Source organism: Chryseobacterium sp. SN22, assembly GCF_008329705.1.
Taxonomy (GTDB): Bacteria; Bacteroidota; Bacteroidia; order Flavobacteriales; family Weeksellaceae; genus Chryseobacterium.
In genome coordinates, this window is record NZ_VTSX01000021.1 from 51,263 (window position 1) to 71,648 (window position 20,386).

Genomic DNA, 20,386 nt, shown 5'->3' on the forward strand with positions numbered 1-20,386 from the left:
TGAATCTTCTGTTTCGCAATTATTTTAAGCAAATTTTAATAAATGATTAATAAAAAGATAATAAGAAAAAGAATCAGGCTAATAAAGAGATATATTTATTAAAAGATCCATCGTTACCCGAGATAACGATCTGCATTTTCAGTAGAACTTATTTTATTTGGAAACCTGACCTGAAAAATGTAAATTTTTTCCCGTTAGTTTCGTATTTCCTTCCAGCGGATGCTTCTGCATGTAAAAAAAGCCTGAAATGGCAGTCAGGACCAATAAAATAAAAGCAACCAAAAAAATTCGTTTTAACATTTCTTTCATAGTGCTAAATTTTTAATGTCCTTAATTTCTAATGTTGAGGTCGGGTATCCCTTCAGTACCGCATTGATCATCGCGACACTCACTTCCCGTAAAGTTAATGATTTTGAAGGGAATACAATAAGAAAAATCCAAATAAATGGTTTAAAGAACCATTTTATATTTTCCTGGCCTTCCACCGGTTTCATAAATCCGGGACGGAAATTATAGGCAGCCCTGAATCCAAGCTTCCTGAGGGCATTCTCCGTTTTTCCTTTTACTCTGGCCCACATTATTTTTCCGCTCTCCGTTTTATCGGTATAGACTCCCGAAATGTAGTTGAAAACCAGGTCCGGGTTTTGGCTGAGCATTGCTTTTGCAAAATGCAGGGTCATATCGTAAGTGATTCTGGTATATTCTTCCTCGCTCATTCCCACGCTGCTGATTCCCGCACAGAAAAAAACGGCATCGTACCCTTTAAAGTTTTCATCATTCAGATTTATCTTCAGAAAGTCGGAGACAATGTATTCTTTCAGCTTGGCGTGCTTTTTTCCTGAGGGTTTCCGGCTGATGCTCAGGATTTCAGAAATATTCGGATTTTCAAGGCATTCCATCAGTACGCCTTCTCCGACCATTCCCGTTGACCCTGTAAGGATTATTTTAATAGAGTTCATTTCTTATTCTTATAATAGTACCGACGTTTGAAATTTACTTTTACTTTATGTGGTATCAAAAATTGTACAAATTTTTCGGATAGGAAGAAAGGCCGGGTAAATAATGAATGATGGATAGTTAAGGATTAGCAGTCATCTCTAAACTACAGATCTGCACGGATTTTCACGGATGATTGCGCATATTTTGACAGTTCATAAGATGGCCTATAAATTATTTTAAAGTTTTTAATCGCCTGTTTAACACTACCGTAAGGATCTCAACATCGTATTAGGGAGCAGCATGGAAAGATTCGGGTTTAGATTCCTAAAGAAATGACAGGCTTTATTTTTAAAAAATCAGCAGCAGACTGAAAGTTCACCATTTACTATACCATAAATTCACCATTCACGATCCGGGCTCATCAAAAGAAAACCGGTCGAAATAATCGACCGGTTGAAATTATTTAGCAGTTACTTTTTATCCTGCAGTTTGCTGTAAATATTATGGATGAGTCCGTCTGCCACCGAGATTTTCGGAACAAATATCCGGTTGATTTCCGACCACGACATTACGTTGTTAAAAACCTTCAGCGCATGTACCAGAACGTCGGCCCGGTCTTCGCGGAGATTGTATCTGGTCATTCTTTCGTCAACCGAAAGATCGTCGAATTCCTTGTACACTTTTTTAAGATGCGTAAGGGACATCGGCTTGCCGTCTTTGGTCTTGCTCATGGAGAAAACTTTGTTGATGTTCCCGCCCGAACCGATGGCCACGATCGGCTTTTTACTGTTGATGTTTTTCCGGATTTCTTCTTTCATATCCTTCCAGTTATCGGGCGTCACCAGGTTGTTCAGCAAACGGATGGTCCCGATGTTAAAGGATTTTTCATAGATCATCTTTCCGTTTTCATAGAAGGTAAGCTCTGTGGAACCGCCGCCTACGTCGATATACAGATAGGCAAATTCGTTATCAAGCCCTTCCGCTATGTGGTTCTCAAAAACCAATCCCGCTTCTTCATCCCCGGAAATAATCTCGATGTTGATCCCCGAAGTTCTTTTCACTTCACTGATGATCTCCTGGCCGTTAGCCGCATCCCGCATGGCGCTGGTTGCACAGGCCCGGTAATGTTCCACCTTATAGATCTGCATCAGGTCGCTGAAGATTTTCATGGAATCGATCACCATCTTTTCCCTTTCTTCACCGATTTTCCCGAGCGTGAAAACATCCATCCCAAGCCGCAGGGGAATCCTCAGCAGGTTCAGCTTGATAAATTCGGGCTTTTTATTGTTGATTTTTACTTCATTGATTAACAGTCGGGCTGCATTACTTCCTATATCTATGGCTGCAATCTTCATTTCTTATTCGTTTTGGCTTTTAAATATCGATACGTTTCAAGCTGAGAACGGCATTCCTCTTTATTGTTATGGATATATTCGTTACTCAATTTTTTGTCTAAAATACGGGCTTTTACATTATCTTTCAACTGAATGTCGAGAATATCTTTCAATTCTTTTTTCAGATTCTTATCGGTTATTTTAGCGGCCGCCTCAATCCGGTAATCCAGGTTTCTGGTCATCCAGTCGGCAGAAGAGATATACAGGTCTTCAGAACCTTTATTATAGAAATACATCACCCGCGCGTGTTCCAGATATTCATCTACAATGCTGATGCCTTTTATTTTTTCTTTAAAATCTTTCTGATTCACTGCGCAATAGATACCTCTTACGATCATGCTGATTACCACGCCGGCGTTTGCTGCATCGTAAAGCTTTTCGATCAGGGACCGGTCGCTTACCGAATTGGCTTTGATGATCATTTCGGCACGTCTTCCTGCTTTGGCTTCTTCGATTTCCTTATCGATATGATGAACGATCTTTTCGCGCATAAACTGCGGACAGACCAAAAGGTTTTTGCAGGTTTTCAGGACAGGAAGATAATCGTCTTTTGGCTTTTTAAGCACATTGAATACCTTGTTGATGTCTGCCATGATGCCACGGTCTGCCGTCATCAGCAAATGATCACCATAAATTCTCGCCGTCTTTTCATTAAAATTTCCGGTGCTTACGAAACCATACTGGATGGTTTTGTTATGGGACCTTTTCTTGATGACACACAATTTGGCATGTACCTTTTTTCCGGGAAGCCCGATCAATACCGTGATTCCTTCCGGTTCCAGCATTTCCTTCCATTCCAGGTTGGATTCTTCGTCAAACCTTGCCTGAAGTTCCAGCATCACCGTTACTTCCTTGCCGTTTCTTGCTGCGTAGATCAGGGCATTGATGATTTTAGAGCTGCTTGCTAAGCGGTAAGCGGTGATCTGTATCGATTTTACATCCGGGTCCATGGCCGCTTCACGCAGAAGATCGATCACCGGATTATATTTATGATAAGGGAAGGTAAGAAGGACGTCATGTTTTAAGATAACATCCGTTACCCGTTCCCCATGTTCAAAAGCAGGATGGGTAAAAGAAGTTCTTTCTTCCGGTTTGGTGTATTTTTCAAACACATCCGGGAAATCCATAAAATGCTTAAAATTATGAATTTTTCCACCGGGGATAATACTGTCTTTTTTTGTAAGGTTTAATTTCCGGATCAGCATTTCAATAAGCGCTTTATCCATATCCTTATCAAAAACAAAACGGGTAGGCTTCCCTTTTCTTCTGTTTTTTAAACCTTTCTCAATCTTTTCTGCAAAATTGGTCCGGATATCATTATCCAGATCCAGTTCGGCATCTTTGGTTACTTTAAAAGCATGGGCCTGAAATTCATCATATCCGAAATAAGAAAAGATATGAGGGAGGTTAAAGGTAATTACATCTTCCAGAAGCATGACGTTTTTTTCTTCAGGATCTTCGGTAGGAAGAAGAACAAACCTTCCCACAAATCGGGACGGGATTTCAATGATGGCATAGTTGCTGGAATACTGCCAGTCTTTTTTCCGCATGGAGACACCGAGATAGAGACTTTTATCCCGCATGTAAGGCATCGGCGTATTTTCGTGAAGCAGGATCGGGATGACATTGGATTCTACCACTTCATCAAAATATTTCCGGACAAATTCCTTTTGTTTTGGAGTTAAATTTTTTGATGTTTTAATAAAGATATGCTGCTCAGCCATTTCCGCCTGGATCTTTTTCCAGGTCTTATCGAAATTCTGCTGCTGCCTCATTACGATCTCATTGATCTTCTGAAGGATCTTGGAAGGCGGCTGATAGAAAGATTCTGCAATCACTTTTTCCTTAAAATCCATGGCACGCTTTAATCCGGCAACCCGTACCCGGAAAAATTCGTCCAGATTATTGGAAAAAATTCCTAAAAAGCGGATCCTTAAATGTAAAGGGACGTTTTCGTCCATCGCTTCCTGCAGTACCCTTTCGTTAAAGGCCAGCCAGGTAATATCTCTCGGATTGAAATGTAGTGACATTCTCTAGTTTATAATTTATCAAAAATACAGATTCGTGGTACTGCTGAAAACCTTTTCACGTTAAGCTTTAATTAATTTTAACCGTGATCTGAACTGCAGCTTTTTAAAGTTATTAAAAAAAGCATTGGAAACATAGCAAACCAGCTATATTTTATCGAAAAAATAAGATGATGGAAAAGCGAATACCATAGGAAAGTGACAAAATTAATGAAAAGCCATCATAAAGATGACGGTGAATGACAAAACTGCAAAATTAGCATAAACCGGTCCAGGTTGATCTCAGCTTATATTTTTAAATTGTTTTACTTCATAGTAAGAGATCATGGATGGTGTTTTTTACCACGATAATGTCAATTTGTCACAAAATTTTGAATGGTATAAATATTGAGAAATACTGAATGTATTTTAAAACTAAAATTAGAAAAAATAAAAAATATTATGAGTAAAATAATCGGAATCGACTTAGGAACAACCAACTCTTGTGTTGCTGTAATGGAGGGAAAAGACCCTGTTGTAATTCCTAACGCAGAAGGTAAAAGAACAACGCCGTCTATCGTGGCATTTACGGAAGATGGTGAAAGAAAAGTAGGGGATCCTGCTAAAAGACAGGCGGTAACCAATCCTACAAAAACAGTTTATTCAATTAAAAGATTTATCGGAACCCACTTCAAAGATGATGCTTCCGAAATCACCAGAGTACCGTACAAAGTAGTATCCGGACCAAACGATACGGTAAAAGTAAAAATTGACGACAGAGAATATACACCACAGGAAATCTCTGCAATGACTCTTCAGAAAATGAAGAAGACTGCTGAAGATTATTTGGGTCAGGAAGTAACAAGAGCGGTAATTACTGTTCCTGCTTACTTTAATGATGCGCAGAGACAGGCTACTAAAGAAGCTGGTGAAATCGCAGGTCTTAAAGTAGAAAGAATCATCAACGAGCCTACGGCAGCTGCTTTGGCTTACGGTCTGGATAAAAACCACAAAGATCAGAAAATCGCAGTATATGACCTTGGAGGAGGTACTTTCGATATTTCCATCCTGGATTTGGGAGACGGTGTATTTGAAGTATTGTCTACCAACGGAGATACGCACTTAGGAGGTGATGACTTCGATGATGTAATCATCAACTGGATGGCTGACGAGTTCAAGTCTGAAGAAGGAGTAGATTTAAAATCTGATGCCATTGCTTTACAGAGATTGAAAGAAGCGGCTGAAAAAGCGAAGATTGAGCTTTCTTCTTCTCCACAGACTGAAATCAACCTTCCATATATTACGGCTACGGCTACAGGTCCTAAGCACCTGGTAAAAACTTTGACAAAAGCGAAATTCGAGCAATTATCTGCTGACCTGGTAAGAAGATCAATGGAGCCGGTAGCAAAAGCATTGAAAGATGCAGGTCTATCAACTTCCGATATCGACGAAGTAATCCTGGTAGGTGGTTCTACAAGAATCCCGATCATCCAGGAAGAGGTAGAAAAATTCTTCGGTAAAAAACCTTCTAAAGGGGTTAACCCGGATGAGGTAGTAGCCATCGGTGCTGCCATCCAGGGTGGGGTATTGACCGGAGACGTAAAAGATGTTCTTCTATTAGACGTTACACCGCTTTCTTTAGGTATCGAAACCATGGGTTCTGTTTTCACGAAATTAATTGAAGCGAACACGACGATCCCGACTAAAAAATCTGAAGTATTCTCTACGGCTTCCGATAACCAGCCAGCGGTAAGCATCAGAGTAGGACAGGGGGAAAGACCAATGTTCAACGATAATAAGGAAATCGGCAGATTCGACCTTACGGATATTCCACCGGCACCAAGAGGGGTTCCTCAGATCGAAGTAACTTTCGATATCGATGCCAACGGTATCTTAAGCGTTTCTGCTAAAGATAAAGGAACCGGTAAAGAACAATCGATCAAAATCCAGGCTTCTTCAGGTCTTTCCGACGAAGAAATCGAAAGAATGAAGAAAGAAGCTCAGGAAAACTCTGCAGCGGATGCAAAAAGAAAAGAAGAAGTTGAAATTTTCAACAAAGCAGACGGATTGATCTTTCAAACTGAAAAGCAACTTAAAGAGTTCGGTGATAAATTGTCTGCTGACAAAAAAGCAGCCATCGAAGCTGCTCACGGAGAACTGAAAACCGCTTTCGAAGCTAAAAATTCAGATGATGTAAAAGCAAAAACTGAAGCTCTGGATGCCGCCTGGATGGCTGCTTCAGAAGAACTGTACGCAGCTGGCCAACAGCCGGGTGCTGATGCAGCAGGTCAACAGAATGCAGGTAATGCAGGAGGTGCTGATGATGTTCAGGATGCAGATTTTGAAGAAGTGAAGTAAGACTTACAAAGTCATACAAATAGGATCCCCAAGCGAAAGCTTGGGGATTTTTTGCTGGCTTAATAAATTTATAAATTGCCAAAAACTCTAAAACCTAATGTTTCATATTCACGCGGTTGTAAGTGTACGTAATATGCACCAGCTTTTTTAACCTTAAAAATAGTAGGGTAGCTGAATTCTCCTTTTTGTTCGTCTTCGAGTAAAAGGAGATCCTGCCAGTCGGTGCTATTACAGGAGTAGGCGAGGCACAGTTTGGTGCGGCCTTCCACCATTCTTTGCCGGGAAGTTCGGATTGTAAACGATGAGGAAAAATTCTTTAGTCGTGAAGATAATTTATTATTAAAATTGATTTTTGTGCGTAGGAAAATATTACATTCGTATAAAAATTCAATATGAAGTTTTCAAAGATATTTTTAATCGTGGGATTATTGTTTTTCCAGTTAAATTTTGCTCAGTAAAAAGCTGATGTCATCCTTGAAAAAGCACTCACCGAAGCCAAGGCCCAAAATAAAAATGTACTGCTCATGTTTCATGCCTCTTGGTGCAAATGGTGCCACGTAATGGAAAATAATATGAACCTTCCGGAAACAAAACCTGTTTTCGAAAAGAAATTTGTTTCCGCCTATGTGGATGTGCAGGAGATAGGGGATAAGAAAAAGCTTGAAAATCCCGGAGGTGAAGAATTGATGAATAAATGCAAAGGCAAAGATGCCGGGCTACCGTTCTGGCTGATCCTGAATCCGAAAGGAGAAGTGCTTGCCGATTCCTTCAATGATAAAAAAGAAAACCTTGGCTGTCCTTCAACGGCTGAAGAAGTAGAAGTATTTGCAGCTAAACTGAAGAAGTCGTCCAAAATAAGCGACAACGAACTTCAGACGGTCAGAAAGGCATTTATGAAAAAGAATTAATCGAAAGCGGCGAAACATTTTGTTTCGCCGCTTTAATCTCCGGGAGCGTATTTATTTTCCAAAGAATATTTTATCCTGCTTCTGCTGATCGTTATAGATCAACTGAAAAGTGACAGGCATATATTGATATAGAAGTTTCCAGTGTGAAATTTTAGCACGCTTTTTAAAGCTTTCAAAAGATCTTACGAAAAGGTTTTCAATCATGTCCCTTACATAAGAATCTCCGCTTCTGTAAATCATTTCCATCAGTTTGATATGATGGGCAATAATGTTTACCTTAGATTCCTGCAGTAGTCTTCTCAGATAATTAATGGTCGATTGGATAATGCCTGCAAAATTATCCTGTACGGATAACTGGGTAATTTCGGTGCGAAGCGGTGCGTAGAAAAATTTTAAATACTCAGTCGCTATTTTTTGATTAATAGTCTGCATTTGTACGTTCACCATAATTAAGATTTTTCAAAGTACCTGTATTGTGGCTAAAATTGTACCAAAGTTTACAGAAATGCTGCAAAAACAAATCCGCCTACAATAACAGCAATATGCGTTGCTAAAATTTCAAGATTATGTCTGTTGGTCGTTGTTTTAAGCGTTTTCCAATCGGATATTTTACGGATCTTGGATTTCATAAGTTTTTGATTGATAGTGAATTGTTATTTTTAATTTTCTTTGTTTTATGTAATGAAACAGGCTAAAAATGTAATGAAATCAGATGCTATGGCTGTAAATCTGCCGTGCATACACTTTCTGCAGTTCCGGAGAAAGGTGACTGAAAATCAAATCACGGTATTCCTTGTTACAAAATGCAGTGCAGTTGTCCAATGAATAGATAAAAGAACTTTCAATGGCATTCTTTACCGTTTTATCGCCGTCTTCATAAAGGTCATCTATCTTCTGAAGGCATTTAAATAAACAGTCGGTATTGTTTTCCCTGATCATCGCTTTTATTTTATCGGTTAAGAATTCGATGATGTGGTAAGAATTCTCTATAGTGGTTTTCTTCAGATCATCGCAGATTTCTGGAATCGCAACGGTAATTTCCTGGGTAGCTTGTACGTAATTCATATATTTGGTGTTTTGGTTAAAGAAATAGGATTAAACTTATTACGGCAATCGTAAGCAGTATTAGAAGCAGGTGATAGGGTCTCAGCCATTCGGGGGGTTGAGGACCTTTGCTTTTCATTCTTCTAAGCGTATCTATTCTGTTTAAGGTTTTTAAGTCCATAATCTCTAGGTTAGATGTTCACAAGCATAATGCCAAATTCCGTTCCTTTGTGGGGTGTTATGAATTATATGTTTATAAATCAAATGATTATTTATAAAACTGATGGCCGTGCGGAAGAAAAACCGTTTCAAAATGAGAAGTCTTTTATCAGAATGAATTATCCGGATTATCTGATATAATTAATATCTTTGCAGTCCAAAAATAGTCAGGAACATGTTTTCAAAAATCGTAGTACACAGAGTAGGAAATAAAATCAACGGAGAATCTTTGATCCTTTCGCAGGAAGAATTGCAGCTGGAAGAAGGCATGGCGGAATTGCTGGAGAACTATTTTTTAGGCTCCTTCAAATCGGAAGAGACCTTTCATTTTTACAGCGATTCTTATTTGGTAAACAATCCGGTATACAGTTCGGTGTCCGAGATTTTTGATGACAAGGCCAAATTTATGTGGGAAGCTGAAAATATTGCCAAGCACCTTTTCGAAGCCGCAGAAAATCCGAGGGTTCAGGGCGGGGAACTGTTCATCGTCTATTTTGAGGACGAAAGGGAAGGTACGGAAAGAGTAGATAAAATCGGTATTTTCAAAACCGAAAAAAGAGAATCTTTCCTGAAAATTGCTCCCAGCGAAGACAATTTTGAAATTGAAAAAGACCAGGGGATCGGTCTGTCCAAAATTGATAAGGCTGCCCTGATCTATAATAATGATAAAGAAACCGGCTATGTACTGTCCGTCGTAGATAACAACAAAAACGGCGATATGTATTACTGGTTCGAGGATTTCCTGAAAGTAAAACAGCGGGATGACGAATATTTCCATACCCAGGAAGCCCTGATGGTCTATAAAGATTACATCACCAAACAGCTGCCTCAGGAATTTGAAGTCTCAAAAGCGGATCAGGCGGATTTCCTGAACAAGTCCATCAATTTCTTTAAAGAAAAAGAAGAATTCAAGCTTGATGAATTTGCCAGTGAAGTATTGGGAGACGAGCATGTCATCGAAAGCTTCAATAATTTTAAAACCGATTACGAACAGGATATGCAGATCAATATTGCCGAAGAATTTCCGATTAACGAAGCGGCGGTAAAAAAAACGCAGCGGCATTTCAAGAGTATTATTAAACTGGACAAGAACTTCCACATCTATATCCATGGCGACCGGCAGAAGCTTGCCCAGGGAGAAGATGAGAACGGAAAATATTATATGCTGTATTTTGAGAAAGAAGTTTAAATTTGGGAAAAAACTTAATGTCGGGACCATTCACCATATTCCGTTGGAATGGTACTACAGAGAGGATTGTGATCGATTGTTCGCATAAAGCAGATTCTGTAGCCATTACGGCGGAAGATCTGAAACCGACTTTGAGAAAAACGAAATTTCCATTGAGCCTGAACATTATCTTCATTAAAACCCGGCCGCGACCGGCTGCACCGGCTGGGTATCGATACCTCCATATGAAGTAGCTGGCCAATCTTGGGCTTTGCTACCTTCCGGCTTCAAGGTTTTTATATTTCCTTTAAAATTGTCGGCGGATCGGCAGCTCCTTCAGGGGTAGTGGCCGTTATGGATTAAGCAAAATCAGCTTCATAAGAAAAGAATAAGAAGACACTATTTCCATCCTGTTAGACTTACAAGGATTTAAAAATAAATTACTTTAAAAGCTTTAATATCACCAAATAATATTCTTAAAATATCACTGCAGAATGAAATTTTTTCAAAAACTGTGGTACTTATTTGTATAGAAAAAAAACCATACCACGGAAAAAAGACTTATATTTGATTGGTCAAAGTATTATATGAATTTTGTAGAGTGTCATGAAGAGCCTATCCATATTCCGGGCTACATACAAAGTTTTGGTTATCTGATTGGCATTGATGCAGAGTCTCATTCCATTACCTTTTTCAGCAGGAATATTGAGGATATTTTTTCTGTCGAAAACTTAAATCAGCTTTTCGGCAGAAAGCTTACAGACTTTTCTGAAAGCTTTGCGAGTATTATAGAATCCGATATTTATAATTCTTTGCCTAAGTTTACACGAAGAGAAAACGAAACCTATTACGATAAAATTATTATTGGCGGAAAAGAATATCATTTCTCCGTTTATAAAAGCAAAAGTATTATTTTTCTTGAGTTCGAAAAGGTACTTGCCAACCCCAATAAGAGAATTTCCAACAAATACGATAATTTCTACATTATCGATGATTATCAGGAAATCTGGGACCAGCTACTGAATACCTTATCGAAAATCGTAAACTACGACAGGATGATGATCTATAAGTTCGCCATGGACGGTTCCGGAAAAGTAATTGCCGAAAAAAGCAATGAAAGTATGGAAAGCTATCTGGGGCTGCATTATCCTGAGAGCGACATTCCGAGACAGGCCCGGGATCTCTATCTCAAAAAGAGAAAAAGAATTTTCAGCAATGTGCATTCGGAAACCGTTCCGCTTTTAAGCAAATCTTACGAAACGATCGACCTTACGTATTCCGCATCACGCGGGATGTCGCCAATTCATGGACAGTACATAAAGAATTCCGGGGCATCTTCAAGCTTCAGCATCTCTATTATTATTGATGATCAGCTTTGGGGTTTGGTGACCTGCCAGAACGTGGAGCCTAAACATATTGACCTGGAAGACCGCGTGCAGGCAGGGATTTTTACGGCATTGGCATCCAATGCTTATTCTTCGTTCAAATCGAAAAATGAGCTGAACTACCGGCTCGAACTCAACCGAAAGATGGCTTACCTGAAAACGGAATTCTTAAAGCATAATAACCTATTCAATTCTCTGATTGAAAATAAAGCACAGATAAAAACCCTTCCGGATGCGGATGGGCTGGCCATCATTGCTGATGAAAATATTGTAACCGAAGGTACCGTACCGGGACCTGACAGTATGCTCAGAATCATCCGGTGGGCCCATGCCAATACCGAAGATGATATGTACCTGAGCCGCAGTTTTCTGAAAGATCATGGAGAAGAATTGGGGCTGACGGAAGATATTGCCGGAATTGCCGTTTATTTTATAGAACGCAGCAAAAATAACCTCCTGATCTGGTTCCGGAAAGAATTTGATGAACACATCGACTGGGCAGGAAATCCCGAGAAGACAATAGGAACCATTTCTCAGAACGGCGAAGAGCGGCAGATTGTCTCTCCCCGTACCTCTTTCCGGATATTTACCGAAAGCATCAAAGGAAACTCCAAAAGATGGAACTCCAGAAATATCACGGCATTGCAGGCCATAAAGGATCTTATTCTCGAAACATCCCACAAAAATTACAATACGATCAAAAGGCTCAATGATGAGCTGAAAAAAGTAAACGAGGAACTCGACAGTTTTTCATACACGATTTCCCATGACCTGGGGACGCCGCTGACGGTGATGAAGCTTAATGCACAGATGCTTTTAAAAAGCCTGAACGACGAATCGGATAAAAGCCGTAATAAAATCAATTCCATTATCGAGGAAATCGACAATATGGCGGAAATGATGAACGATGTCCTGCAGCTCAGCCGTGCCAAGCATAGCGAAATTGAATTGGAAACCCTTCAGACCGCCAATACCATTGCGAAAATTTCAGAAAACGCAAAAATTACTTTCGGAAGCCCCAATAGTGAGGTTATTATTAAAGAATGCCCGGATGTGCTTGCCGATAAAACCATGCTTCACCAGGTATTTCTGAACATCATCAACAATGCCATAAAATACTCTTCCCGGCAGGAAGAGCCGAGAGTGGAAATTGAAGGAATGGAAGAAGGTGATACTGTGGTTTACAGAATTACCGATAACGGAATCGGAATCCCTGATGAAAACAAGCACAAGATGTTTAAAATTTTCAACCGGATGGATAATGCAAAGAAATTCAAAGGAAATGGGGTGGGACTTTCCATTGTACACCGGATTATGCGCAGGCTGGGCGGAAATGTGAATTATAATAGCAGCGCACACGGTACCTCTTTTATTTTAACCTTTAAAAAGCCTTAAATCTGGCTACTTTCAAATCCGATTATGATATCTGAATATCTGAAACAACATACGGCAGCGTATCACGATGCTGCAGAAAAACTTTTTAACTCAAAAAAAATATTCGACAGGACGTTTACGCTTGAAGACTATAAAAAAATCATCGGGACCAATTATCTGATGCTGCTTCATTCGGAAGACCGGATTTTCAGCAGCCTCTCCGGTGACTTAGCCGAAAGGCTCCAGCTGGAAGACCGTAAAAAACTGCCGCTGATCGAAAAAGACCTGGCCAGCCTCTCCCTGAAGAACAGAACTGCTGACCACGAACTGGAATTTACCAGTGAAAATGAAGCTCTGGGTGCTTTATATGTGATCGAAGGCTCTACCCTCGGCGGAAACGTTATCGCCAAACAGCTTTCGAAAACGGAAGGGTTTGAGGGGGTTACCTTCAACTTTTTCGGATGCTACCGGGAGAATACAGGACCGATGTGGAAAAACTTCAAAGAAGTACTGGATACGAAAGTCGATGAACAGAACTATGATGAGGTATTGTCCGGAGCCAAGAAACTGTACACCTTCCTGCTGAACGTTAACTAATTTATATCATATACAATTAAATTCCTGAAAGATTGCCCAATTTTTCAGGAATTGTTAAATTTGGGAGTTCTCAACAGAGAGCGGGCAAACAATACAAACAAATTAAAATAAATAAAAAGTAAAATTATGAAAGTAACTGTAGTAGGTGCAGGCGCTGTAGGAGCAAGCTGTGCAGAATACATCGCAATGAAGAACTTCTGTTCGGAAGTGGTTTTGGTAGACATCAAAGAAGGATTTGCAGAAGGGAAAGCGATGGATCTGATGCAGACGGCATCACTTAACGGATTCGATACGAAAATTACCGGGACAACAGGAGATTACAGCAAGACTGCAGGTTCTCACGTAGCGGTTATCACTTCAGGAATTCCGAGAAAACCGGGAATGACGAGGGAAGAGCTGATCGGGATCAATGCGGGAATCGTAAAAGAAGTTACGGAAAACCTGGTAAAACATTCTCCGGAAGTCATCATCATCGTGGTTTCCAACCCAATGGATACCATGGCTTACCTGGTACACAAAACGTCAGGACTTCCTAAACACAAAATCATCGGAATGGGTGGTGCCCTGGATTCTGCAAGATTCAAATACAGATTGGCGGAAGCTCTGGAAGCTCCGATTTCCGATGTAGACGGAATGGTAATCGCTGCCCACAGTGATACCGGAATGCTTCCTTTATTAAGCAAAGCGACAAGAAACGGGGTTCCTGTAACAGAATTCCTGGATGCTGAACAGCAGAAGTATGTCATCGAAGAAACAAAAGTAGGAGGGGCAACCCTTACCAAATTATTGGGAACTTCCGCCTGGTACGCACCGGGTGCTGCGGTTTCAGTAATGGTTCAGGCCATCGCCTGTGACCAGAAGAAAATGATTCCTTGTTCTTTGATGCTGGAAGGCGAATACGGACAAAACGATATCTGTCTAGGTGTTCCGGCGATCATTGGGAAAAACGGGGTTGAAAAAATTGTTAACGTTACCCTGACGGCAGACGAGCAGCTGAAGTTTGCTGAAGCAGCCCATGCTGTAAGAGAAGTAAACGGGGATTTGAAGTTTTAATTAACCACAAATCTTTAGATATTGAAACCGCGCCGGAAAGGCGCGGTTTTTTTATATTTCAATGCTTTATTTTCTTTGAAATTTACATAATTTCACAAAGCTATTGAGATTTCATCAAAAGATACACAGGACTGCTACTTCTGATTTTCATACTATCAGTATAATTATCATTTTTGGTAGCCTCATCAATGCATGTTCTCAGATCAGTAGCATTATGTTTAAACAGGTAAGTAATAATAAATTTTTCATATCAATCTATATCACTCGTCTGTGCTAGACTTTCCCAATTGTTTTTTTCATAAAAGTCAAGTTTGCTATACCCGTTTACATTATTAAGAGTGTAAATAGCCTTTATGTTTTTCAAATCATTTTCTTCATTATATAAAGCTGTAAGTGGATTATCGGGAAATCTAGCGGCACTTGAATTATTAAAGAATACCAGAATCTGAAAATGCCCATCAGTATAATCTGATTTTACGAACTTGCAATAATCTTTTAGTTCTTCTATACTGATATCTTCTTTAACTTCAAAGAGGATCATTTGGTTGAAATTACCATCAGATTCTCTGATTTCTTTTTTACTATCAATCAGTGTGATTTTACTATCATTAAAGTTCGATTTCGTTCCCATATTATATTTATTTTCGGATGTATTTATACTATCAGCTTCTTTAAATATTTTATTTTTATTATTACAGCTAAAGAGAATAAGTAGAAGAGATAAGGCAAAAAAATTCCAGTTTTATATTCATGATCATTTTTATTTCAAAACTAAACAATCCCTTTACTTTTTCATTACGGAAAACCATAATTATAAAAGCCTTTACAATTTCAAAGGACAGCTTCAAAAGCCAGGTAAAATGACGGACAAAACCTAACGGGTTTTTAAAACCCGTTAGGTTTATTTCTTTACAATTCAGTTTAAAATTGCCCACAAAAAAAGAGCGGTAAAACCGCCCCATTGAAAAAATATCTGAAAGTTTATTAAATGTAAACACATCCGCAGCCTTCTTCCCAAGGTTCACAGATTCTTTTCGGTTCAAGGCATCGGCCGCCGCCATTGATCAATAATAATTCTTTGCGTACTAATTTTTTAAAATTTTTCATAATAATACTTTTTGATTTGCTGATAACGAATATACAAATTATTTTATTAATACACTATAAAGTGATTTAAAAATAATTGTTAAATAAAATTCTAAGATTAAAATCAGATGCTGCCCAGGAGCTCGGCCAGCTTTTTCCCTTGTGCTTTGGCCTTGCTTTTTATGTCCTCTTCCGGATATCCGGCATTAACGGAGGTTCCGTGAAAATAAAAAGGTTCTACATAATTCATCCGGGTGTAATAAGCGGTCTGTTCAAGGTTTTTACAGAATTCATGGATCCTGAAATGATGTTCGCCCATGGTGTGGTATTCGCTTTCCGGAGCGCCGACGGTAAAGCTGGGAATAAAGTTTTTGCCTTTGAGCTTATCGCCTTTTGAGCCATAAGCAAATTGGTAGGTAAAAACTAAATCAAACCAATGTTTCAGGATCGCCGGCATATTGTACCAGTACAACGGGTACTGAAAAACAATACTCTGATGCCTTAACAAAGCTTTCTGTTCGGCTTCCGCATTGATGTTGTAGTCTGGGTAAAGGGCAGAAAGATTTCTGATTTCAATATCCGGACTGTTTTTTTCCAGCTCTTCGATGATGGTTTTATTGGCCAGTGATTTTTCAATATCGGGATGTCCCAGGATAAGTAATGCCATATTTTTTTTACTATATTATTTATAGTTGCAAAATTATTTTGAGTCCGTTACATTTGCAATACCTATCCAATTTGATAGGTTTAAAAAAATGAAAAAAGAGTGTGCCGGTAATTATATAAAAATAAACGGAAAGATCTATCCATGCTCGGTAAGCCTGGCTATGGACCTAGTGGGCGGGAAGTGGAAAACCGTTATTTTGTATCACCTGAAAGACGGCAGGAAAAGATATAGCGAACTGAGGAAAGAACTATTCTCGGTAACGGAAATGACGCTGAGCCTCCAGCTGAAACAGCTTGAAAAGGACGGATTGGTATCGCGAAAAGTATTTGGTGAAAAGCCACCGATCCGGGTGGAGTATAAACTCACGGATTTCGGAAAGACCTTTATCCCCGTATTGGAAGCCATTACCGATTGGGGGAACCAGATTGTGGATAAAAATGGAGAATTTGTGGATAACTTTTAAAGACCTGTGTATAACTAATAGTTTATGAGTTTGATGAATCTTTTATCAAGCCACAAAGATGACAGAAGTAAAACCTCTGATTTTTAATCTATGTGTTTTAAATATGCGGGCTTCGGCTAAGCTTAGCCAGAAAAAAAATCTTGTGGGGCTCATGTATCAAAACTTTTTATGACTTTTTCAAACAAGTTCAAAACTCATAAACAGGGCGGTTTCTGTAGAATCATTATATAATTTGGTATTGATTCCGGTAATCGCAAATCCTGCCTTACGATAAAATTGTATGGCGGGATAATTGGTGTTCTGGGTTTCGGTTTCCACGATCCGGCATTGCAGGTCGCGGGCTTCACGGTTGATATTTTTGATCAGCAGCCTGCCGATATTCTGCCCTCTGAATGCTTCACGTACCAGGAGATTTTTTATAAACAGGCTGTTGTTTGACTCCCTGTAGTCACAGATCGCCAAACCGATCAGTTCATCTTCATGGAATACCCCGAAAGAATGTCCCTGTCCGATAATGGCATTAAGTTGTTCCATAGCTCCGGAATTTATTTCCGGGGTTTTGGTGTAAGGTTGGTCTTTTTCCCGCAAGCTGAATTCAAAAGAAGTCCCGATCTCAATAGCGGAAACAACGAAAATTTTATCGGTACGGTAGCCGATCGGTCCCCACAGAAGCATTGGGTTTCCGGTAAGTTCTTCCAGTTTTCTGATTTCCATATTCAGTATTTACGGTCTGGTTGAACCGGAAAAATTTCCTCTCATCGTATACAGGGCAATCTGTATTATCACCAAGATGGAAATGACAATAATCCTGACCATTGCATTTTCCGAAAATCTTTCGCGGATCACTTCCAGATAGTTGATTTTCTCGATGGTGAACTCTTTTAGCCGGTTGATATTGGTAAAAGCATTCACTTTTCCCACCTCAGATCCGATTTCGGCTTCGTTAAGGGTTTTGGCTACATTAATCAGATTAATATTACTCATAAACAGCCAGCTGAAAAGCAAAATGGAAATAAAGAGAAGTAATGGCCTGAGAATATTCATGAATACGGAGGTTTGGGGTTGGAACATACTGATAATTGTGTTAATTCAAATTTAAATAAAATCTTATTAAAATCTCCTGATTGCAAGCAATTTTAGAATATTAAATTTTGATTGGTGGCGGTGAGCGTATGCTTCATGATCAAAAATTTTTATTTCAACCGTATCCCGGTCTTTAACGGCAACTCCAAAATGCCCCGGAAGATTGGAACAAATTTTTTCGTAGAGTCCCAGTTCCAGCATCACTTTTAAAATTCTTTTTCCATCTTCAAAATTATTCTCAATAATGAAAAGCAATGGTTGGTAATCAGGATTTGTTTTAATAAAAATTGAAAAGAAGTAAGGATCCAGATCGCCAAACTCCATTCCAAACATAAAGGGAACTTCAATTTCCAGTTTTGTCCTGGTATTAAAAAAGTAACAATGATACCCATGAAAAAAATATTCCCACTCGTTCATTTTTCCTTTATGATGCTTTTGGCTTCCTTTCATGCGGTTAAATGTTAGGAAAGGAAAATCTTCATCCAACTTTTTTTTCTTTTTTCGAACCAATTCCAGAATCAGGTTTTTCGCTAAATTCCTGTAGTCTTTCGCACAGCTTTCAAAGAATCTCTGATGCCTGATTATATCTTCATCTGTAATTAATTTTTTCATCGCTACCTATTGATCTTGTTTAAAATAATTTTACTAGTAAAAAGTAAAATGTTTCGCAATCATTACAATACTCATAACCATAAAAGTCAGAGATTGTTAAAGACTTTTGCGGGCTTCTCAACGTAAAACATTTAGCTTGATCTCCGTTATGAAGATCTTCAGTCTCTTTTGCGGTTAAACAAAGAGTTAAATAAGTTTTAACTTTGCCAAATTTAATCAAAACTTCATACACCAAAACTTTCAAAACCCGTAAATTTGTTTCCAATAAAAATTTAGCGGATGCTTAGGAAAATTTCGGTTGCGGCGGCCATAGGCCTTTCTGTAATCACAATTAATGCACAGAAGAACAAAAATACTCAGCTCGAAAGGCCAAAACTGGTAGTAGGTTTGGTGGTGGACCAGATGAGATGGGACTATTTGTACCGTTTTTATAACAAGTATGGCAACGACGGTTTCAAAAGGCTTTTAAACACAGGCTATTCTTTAAATAACGTTCACATTCCTTATGTGCCGACCGTTACGGCTTTAGGGCACACCTGCATTTATACAGGTTCGGTTCCTGCGATTCACGGGATTGCCGGAAACGACTGGACGGATAAGGAAACCGGGAAGAATGTATATTGTACCACCGATGAAAGCGTACAGCCGGTGGGAACCACCAATGCCAAAATCGGGAGCCATTCTCCGAAAAACCTATGGTCGACTACCATTACTGATGAGCTGAAGCTGGCCACCAATTTTCAGGGTAAAGTCATTGGGGTTTCCCTGAAGGACAGAGCATCTATTTTGCCTGCGGGCCATACGCCGAACGGAGCTTTCTGGTTCGACGATTCTACCGGAAATTTCATTACCAGTACCTGGTACATGAACGATCTTCCGCAGTGGATCAAAACTTTCAATGCCCGGAACCTGCCGGAAAAACTGGTGGCAAACGGCTGGAATACTTTGCTTCCGATCGATCAGTATACGGAAAGTGCGCCGGACAATTCTGCCTGGGAAGGACTTTTGGGAAGTGCCAAAACACCGGTTTTCCCATACAGCAACCTGGCAGCCGATTATCAGGTTAAAAAAGACAACATCCGTTATACGCCTTTCGGAAATACTTTAACACTAAAATTAGCGGAAGCTGCTGTTGAAGGAGAGAAATTAGGCGGGGACGATGTGGTGGATATGCTGGCGATCAATCTGGCTTCCACCGATTACGCCGGACACAAATTCGGTCCGAACTCTATTGAAGTGGAAGATGTTTATTTAAGACTGGATCAGGACCTGGCTCAATTTTTCAGCTACCTGGATTCCAAAGTCGGAAAAGGGCAGTATACGGTTTTCCTTTCGGCAGACCATGGCGGCGCGCATTCGGTAGGGTTTTTACAGGAACATAAAATTACCACCGGCTTCTTCGGCGACGGAATGGATAAAAATGTGAACCAGAAGCTGAAAGAAAAATTCGGGGTGGATAAGCTGATTAATGCCGTGGATAATTACCAGATTTATTTCGACAGAAAATTACTGAAAGACAACAATATCAAGCTCGAAGACGTCGTGGATTTCACGGTAAAGGAAATCGAAAACGATCCTTCCGACCTCTATGCCGTAGCGGTAACAAAGGTTTCGGAAGCAACCATCCCGGAGCCGATCAAGCAAAGGATTATTAATGGGATTAACAGGCAGAGAAGCGGGGATATCCAATTGATTTCCCATGATTCCATGCTTCCTCCGTATTCGAAAACGGGAACTACCCACAGTGTATGGAACTCCTACGATGCACACATTCCGTTAATTTTTATGGGATGGGGAATCCGGCACGGCGAAAGCAGCAAGCCTTATTTCATGACAGACATTGCGCCTACGGTTTCTTCTTTACTGAAAATACAGTTCCCAAGCGGAAATGTAGGAAACCCGATCAGTGAAGCAATTGGAAAATAGGTTTACCTTATATAAAATAAAAATCCTTAACCGCATGTGCAGTTAAGGATTTTTTTATGGCAAAGTGAGATTTAACTGGAACGTTTGTTTAAAAAGTGTTAACG

General features: G+C 39.6%; 22 protein-coding genes. 9 read left to right on the plus strand and 13 right to left on the minus strand.

The window, feature by feature from the left end:
• Positions 1–153 precede the first annotated feature (153 nt).
• The 4 genes from FY557_RS20160 to ppk1 form a co-directional block, all read right to left on the minus strand.
• Positions 154–309: a hypothetical protein gene (locus tag FY557_RS20160; protein WP_185151739.1), complete on the minus strand. Its 156-nt coding sequence runs from the start codon at positions 307–309 to the stop codon at positions 154–156.
• Positions 306–959, minus strand: a complete 654-nt coding sequence (locus FY557_RS14710) for an NAD-dependent epimerase/dehydratase family protein (protein WP_149248001.1) — start codon at positions 957–959, stop codon at positions 306–308. The genes FY557_RS20160 and FY557_RS14710 overlap by 4 nt, the downstream gene beginning before the upstream one ends.
• Before the next feature lie 450 nt (positions 960–1,409).
• Positions 1,410–2,294 carry an exopolyphosphatase gene (locus FY557_RS14715; protein WP_149248002.1) on the minus strand — a complete coding sequence of 295 codons (885 nt, stop codon included), beginning with the start codon at positions 2,292–2,294 and terminating at the stop codon, positions 1,410–1,412.
• Positions 2,291–4,363, minus strand: a complete 2,073-nt coding sequence (ppk1, locus tag FY557_RS14720; RefSeq protein WP_149248003.1) for a polyphosphate kinase 1 — start codon at positions 4,361–4,363, stop codon at positions 2,291–2,293. Before ppk1 ends, FY557_RS14715 begins: the two co-directional genes overlap by 4 nt.
• A 438-nt stretch (positions 4,364–4,801) precedes the next feature.
• Here ppk1 and dnaK point away from each other — a divergent pair, with 438 nt between their 5' ends.
• Together dnaK and FY557_RS14730 are read left to right on the plus strand one after the other, a co-directional pair.
• Positions 4,802–6,697, plus strand: coding sequence for a molecular chaperone DnaK (gene dnaK, locus FY557_RS14725; protein ID WP_149248004.1), 1,896 nt, complete (start codon positions 4,802–4,804; stop codon positions 6,695–6,697).
• 470 nt (positions 6,698–7,167) lie between these two features.
• The gene (locus FY557_RS14730) at positions 7,168–7,605 is read left to right on the plus strand and encodes a DUF255 domain-containing protein (RefSeq protein WP_228451798.1); all 438 of its coding nucleotides are present in this window, start codon (positions 7,168–7,170) and stop codon (positions 7,603–7,605) included.
• A gap of 51 nt (positions 7,606–7,656) precedes the next feature.
• Here FY557_RS14730 and FY557_RS14735 read toward each other — a convergent pair whose 3' ends face one another.
• The 3 genes from FY557_RS14735 to FY557_RS14740 all read right to left on the minus strand — a co-directional run bounded on the left by FY557_RS14735 (position 7,657) and on the right by FY557_RS14740 (position 8,670).
• Positions 7,657–8,052: a hypothetical protein gene (locus tag FY557_RS14735; protein ID WP_149248005.1), complete on the minus strand. Its 396-nt coding sequence runs from the start codon at positions 8,050–8,052 to the stop codon at positions 7,657–7,659.
• 50 nt (positions 8,053–8,102) lie between these two features.
• Positions 8,103–8,234, minus strand: coding sequence for a hypothetical protein (locus FY557_RS20485; protein ID WP_262713543.1), 132 nt, complete (start codon positions 8,232–8,234; stop codon positions 8,103–8,105).
• A gap of 79 nt (positions 8,235–8,313) precedes the next feature.
• Positions 8,314–8,670, minus strand: coding sequence for a hypothetical protein (locus tag FY557_RS14740; RefSeq protein WP_149248006.1), 357 nt, complete (start codon positions 8,668–8,670; stop codon positions 8,314–8,316).
• A 373-nt stretch (positions 8,671–9,043) separates the two neighbouring features.
• Between FY557_RS14740 and FY557_RS14745 the strand changes: the two genes are divergently transcribed.
• The 5 genes from FY557_RS14745 (at position 9,044) to FY557_RS14765 (ending at position 14,445) form a co-directional block, all read left to right on the plus strand.
• A complete protein-coding gene (locus FY557_RS14745) occupies positions 9,044–10,057 on the plus strand; it encodes a nucleoid-associated protein (protein ID WP_149248007.1) in 1,014 nt (337 codons plus the stop codon).
• A 17-nt stretch (positions 10,058–10,074) separates the two neighbouring features.
• Positions 10,075–10,290, plus strand: coding sequence for a hypothetical protein (locus FY557_RS14750; protein ID WP_149248008.1), 216 nt, complete (start codon positions 10,075–10,077; stop codon positions 10,288–10,290).
• 333 nt (positions 10,291–10,623) lie between these two features.
• The gene (locus FY557_RS14755) at positions 10,624–12,816 is read left to right on the plus strand and encodes an ATP-binding protein (RefSeq protein ID WP_149248009.1); all 2,193 of its coding nucleotides are present in this window, start codon (positions 10,624–10,626) and stop codon (positions 12,814–12,816) included.
• Between the two features lie 24 nt (positions 12,817–12,840).
• Positions 12,841–13,392, plus strand: coding sequence for a biliverdin-producing heme oxygenase (locus tag FY557_RS14760; protein WP_149248010.1), 552 nt, complete (start codon positions 12,841–12,843; stop codon positions 13,390–13,392).
• A gap of 126 nt (positions 13,393–13,518) precedes the next feature.
• A complete protein-coding gene (locus tag FY557_RS14765) occupies positions 13,519–14,445 on the plus strand; it encodes a malate dehydrogenase (RefSeq protein ID WP_149248011.1) in 927 nt (308 codons plus the stop codon).
• 250 nt (positions 14,446–14,695) lie between these two features.
• On the opposite strand, the gene FY557_RS14770 is transcribed toward FY557_RS14765, so the two are convergent.
• The 3 genes from FY557_RS14770 to FY557_RS14775 form a co-directional block, all read right to left on the minus strand.
• Positions 14,696–15,076, minus strand: coding sequence for a hypothetical protein (locus tag FY557_RS14770; RefSeq protein WP_149248012.1), 381 nt, complete (start codon positions 15,074–15,076; stop codon positions 14,696–14,698).
• A 353-nt stretch (positions 15,077–15,429) separates the two neighbouring features.
• Positions 15,430–15,552, minus strand: coding sequence for a hypothetical protein (locus tag FY557_RS20490; RefSeq protein ID WP_262713544.1), 123 nt, complete (start codon positions 15,550–15,552; stop codon positions 15,430–15,432).
• Positions 15,553–15,655: 103 nt separating this feature from the next.
• Complete coding sequence (locus FY557_RS14775) at positions 15,656–16,198, minus strand: NAD(P)H-dependent oxidoreductase (protein ID WP_149248013.1); 543 nt, start codon at positions 16,196–16,198, stop codon at positions 15,656–15,658.
• An 88-nt stretch (positions 16,199–16,286) separates the two neighbouring features.
• On the opposite strand from FY557_RS14775, the gene FY557_RS14780 reads away from it, so the two are divergent.
• Positions 16,287–16,661, plus strand: coding sequence for a winged helix-turn-helix transcriptional regulator (locus tag FY557_RS14780; protein ID WP_149248014.1), 375 nt, complete (start codon positions 16,287–16,289; stop codon positions 16,659–16,661).
• Positions 16,662–16,838: 177 nt separating this feature from the next.
• Here the strand turns inward: FY557_RS14780 and FY557_RS14785 are convergent, their stop codons facing one another.
• From FY557_RS14785 to FY557_RS14795, 3 genes are all read right to left on the minus strand, one after another.
• Entirely contained in the window at positions 16,839–17,375 is a 537-nt protein-coding gene (locus tag FY557_RS14785) for a GNAT family N-acetyltransferase (protein WP_149248015.1), read from the minus strand.
• Between the two features lie 9 nt (positions 17,376–17,384).
• On the minus strand, positions 17,385–17,645 hold the full coding sequence (locus FY557_RS14790) for a hypothetical protein (RefSeq protein WP_149248016.1): 261 nt from the start codon (positions 17,643–17,645) through the stop codon (positions 17,385–17,387).
• A 126-nt stretch (positions 17,646–17,771) separates the two neighbouring features.
• A complete protein-coding gene (locus FY557_RS14795; RefSeq protein ID WP_410496025.1) occupies positions 17,772–18,356 on the minus strand; it encodes a DUF6896 domain-containing protein in 585 nt (194 codons plus the stop codon).
• A 279-nt stretch (positions 18,357–18,635) separates the two neighbouring features.
• On the opposite strand from FY557_RS14795, the gene pafA reads away from it, so the two are divergent.
• Complete coding sequence (pafA, locus tag FY557_RS14800; RefSeq protein WP_149248018.1) at positions 18,636–20,282, plus strand: alkaline phosphatase PafA; 1,647 nt, start codon at positions 18,636–18,638, stop codon at positions 20,280–20,282.
• Positions 20,283–20,386: the final 104 nt, after the last annotated feature.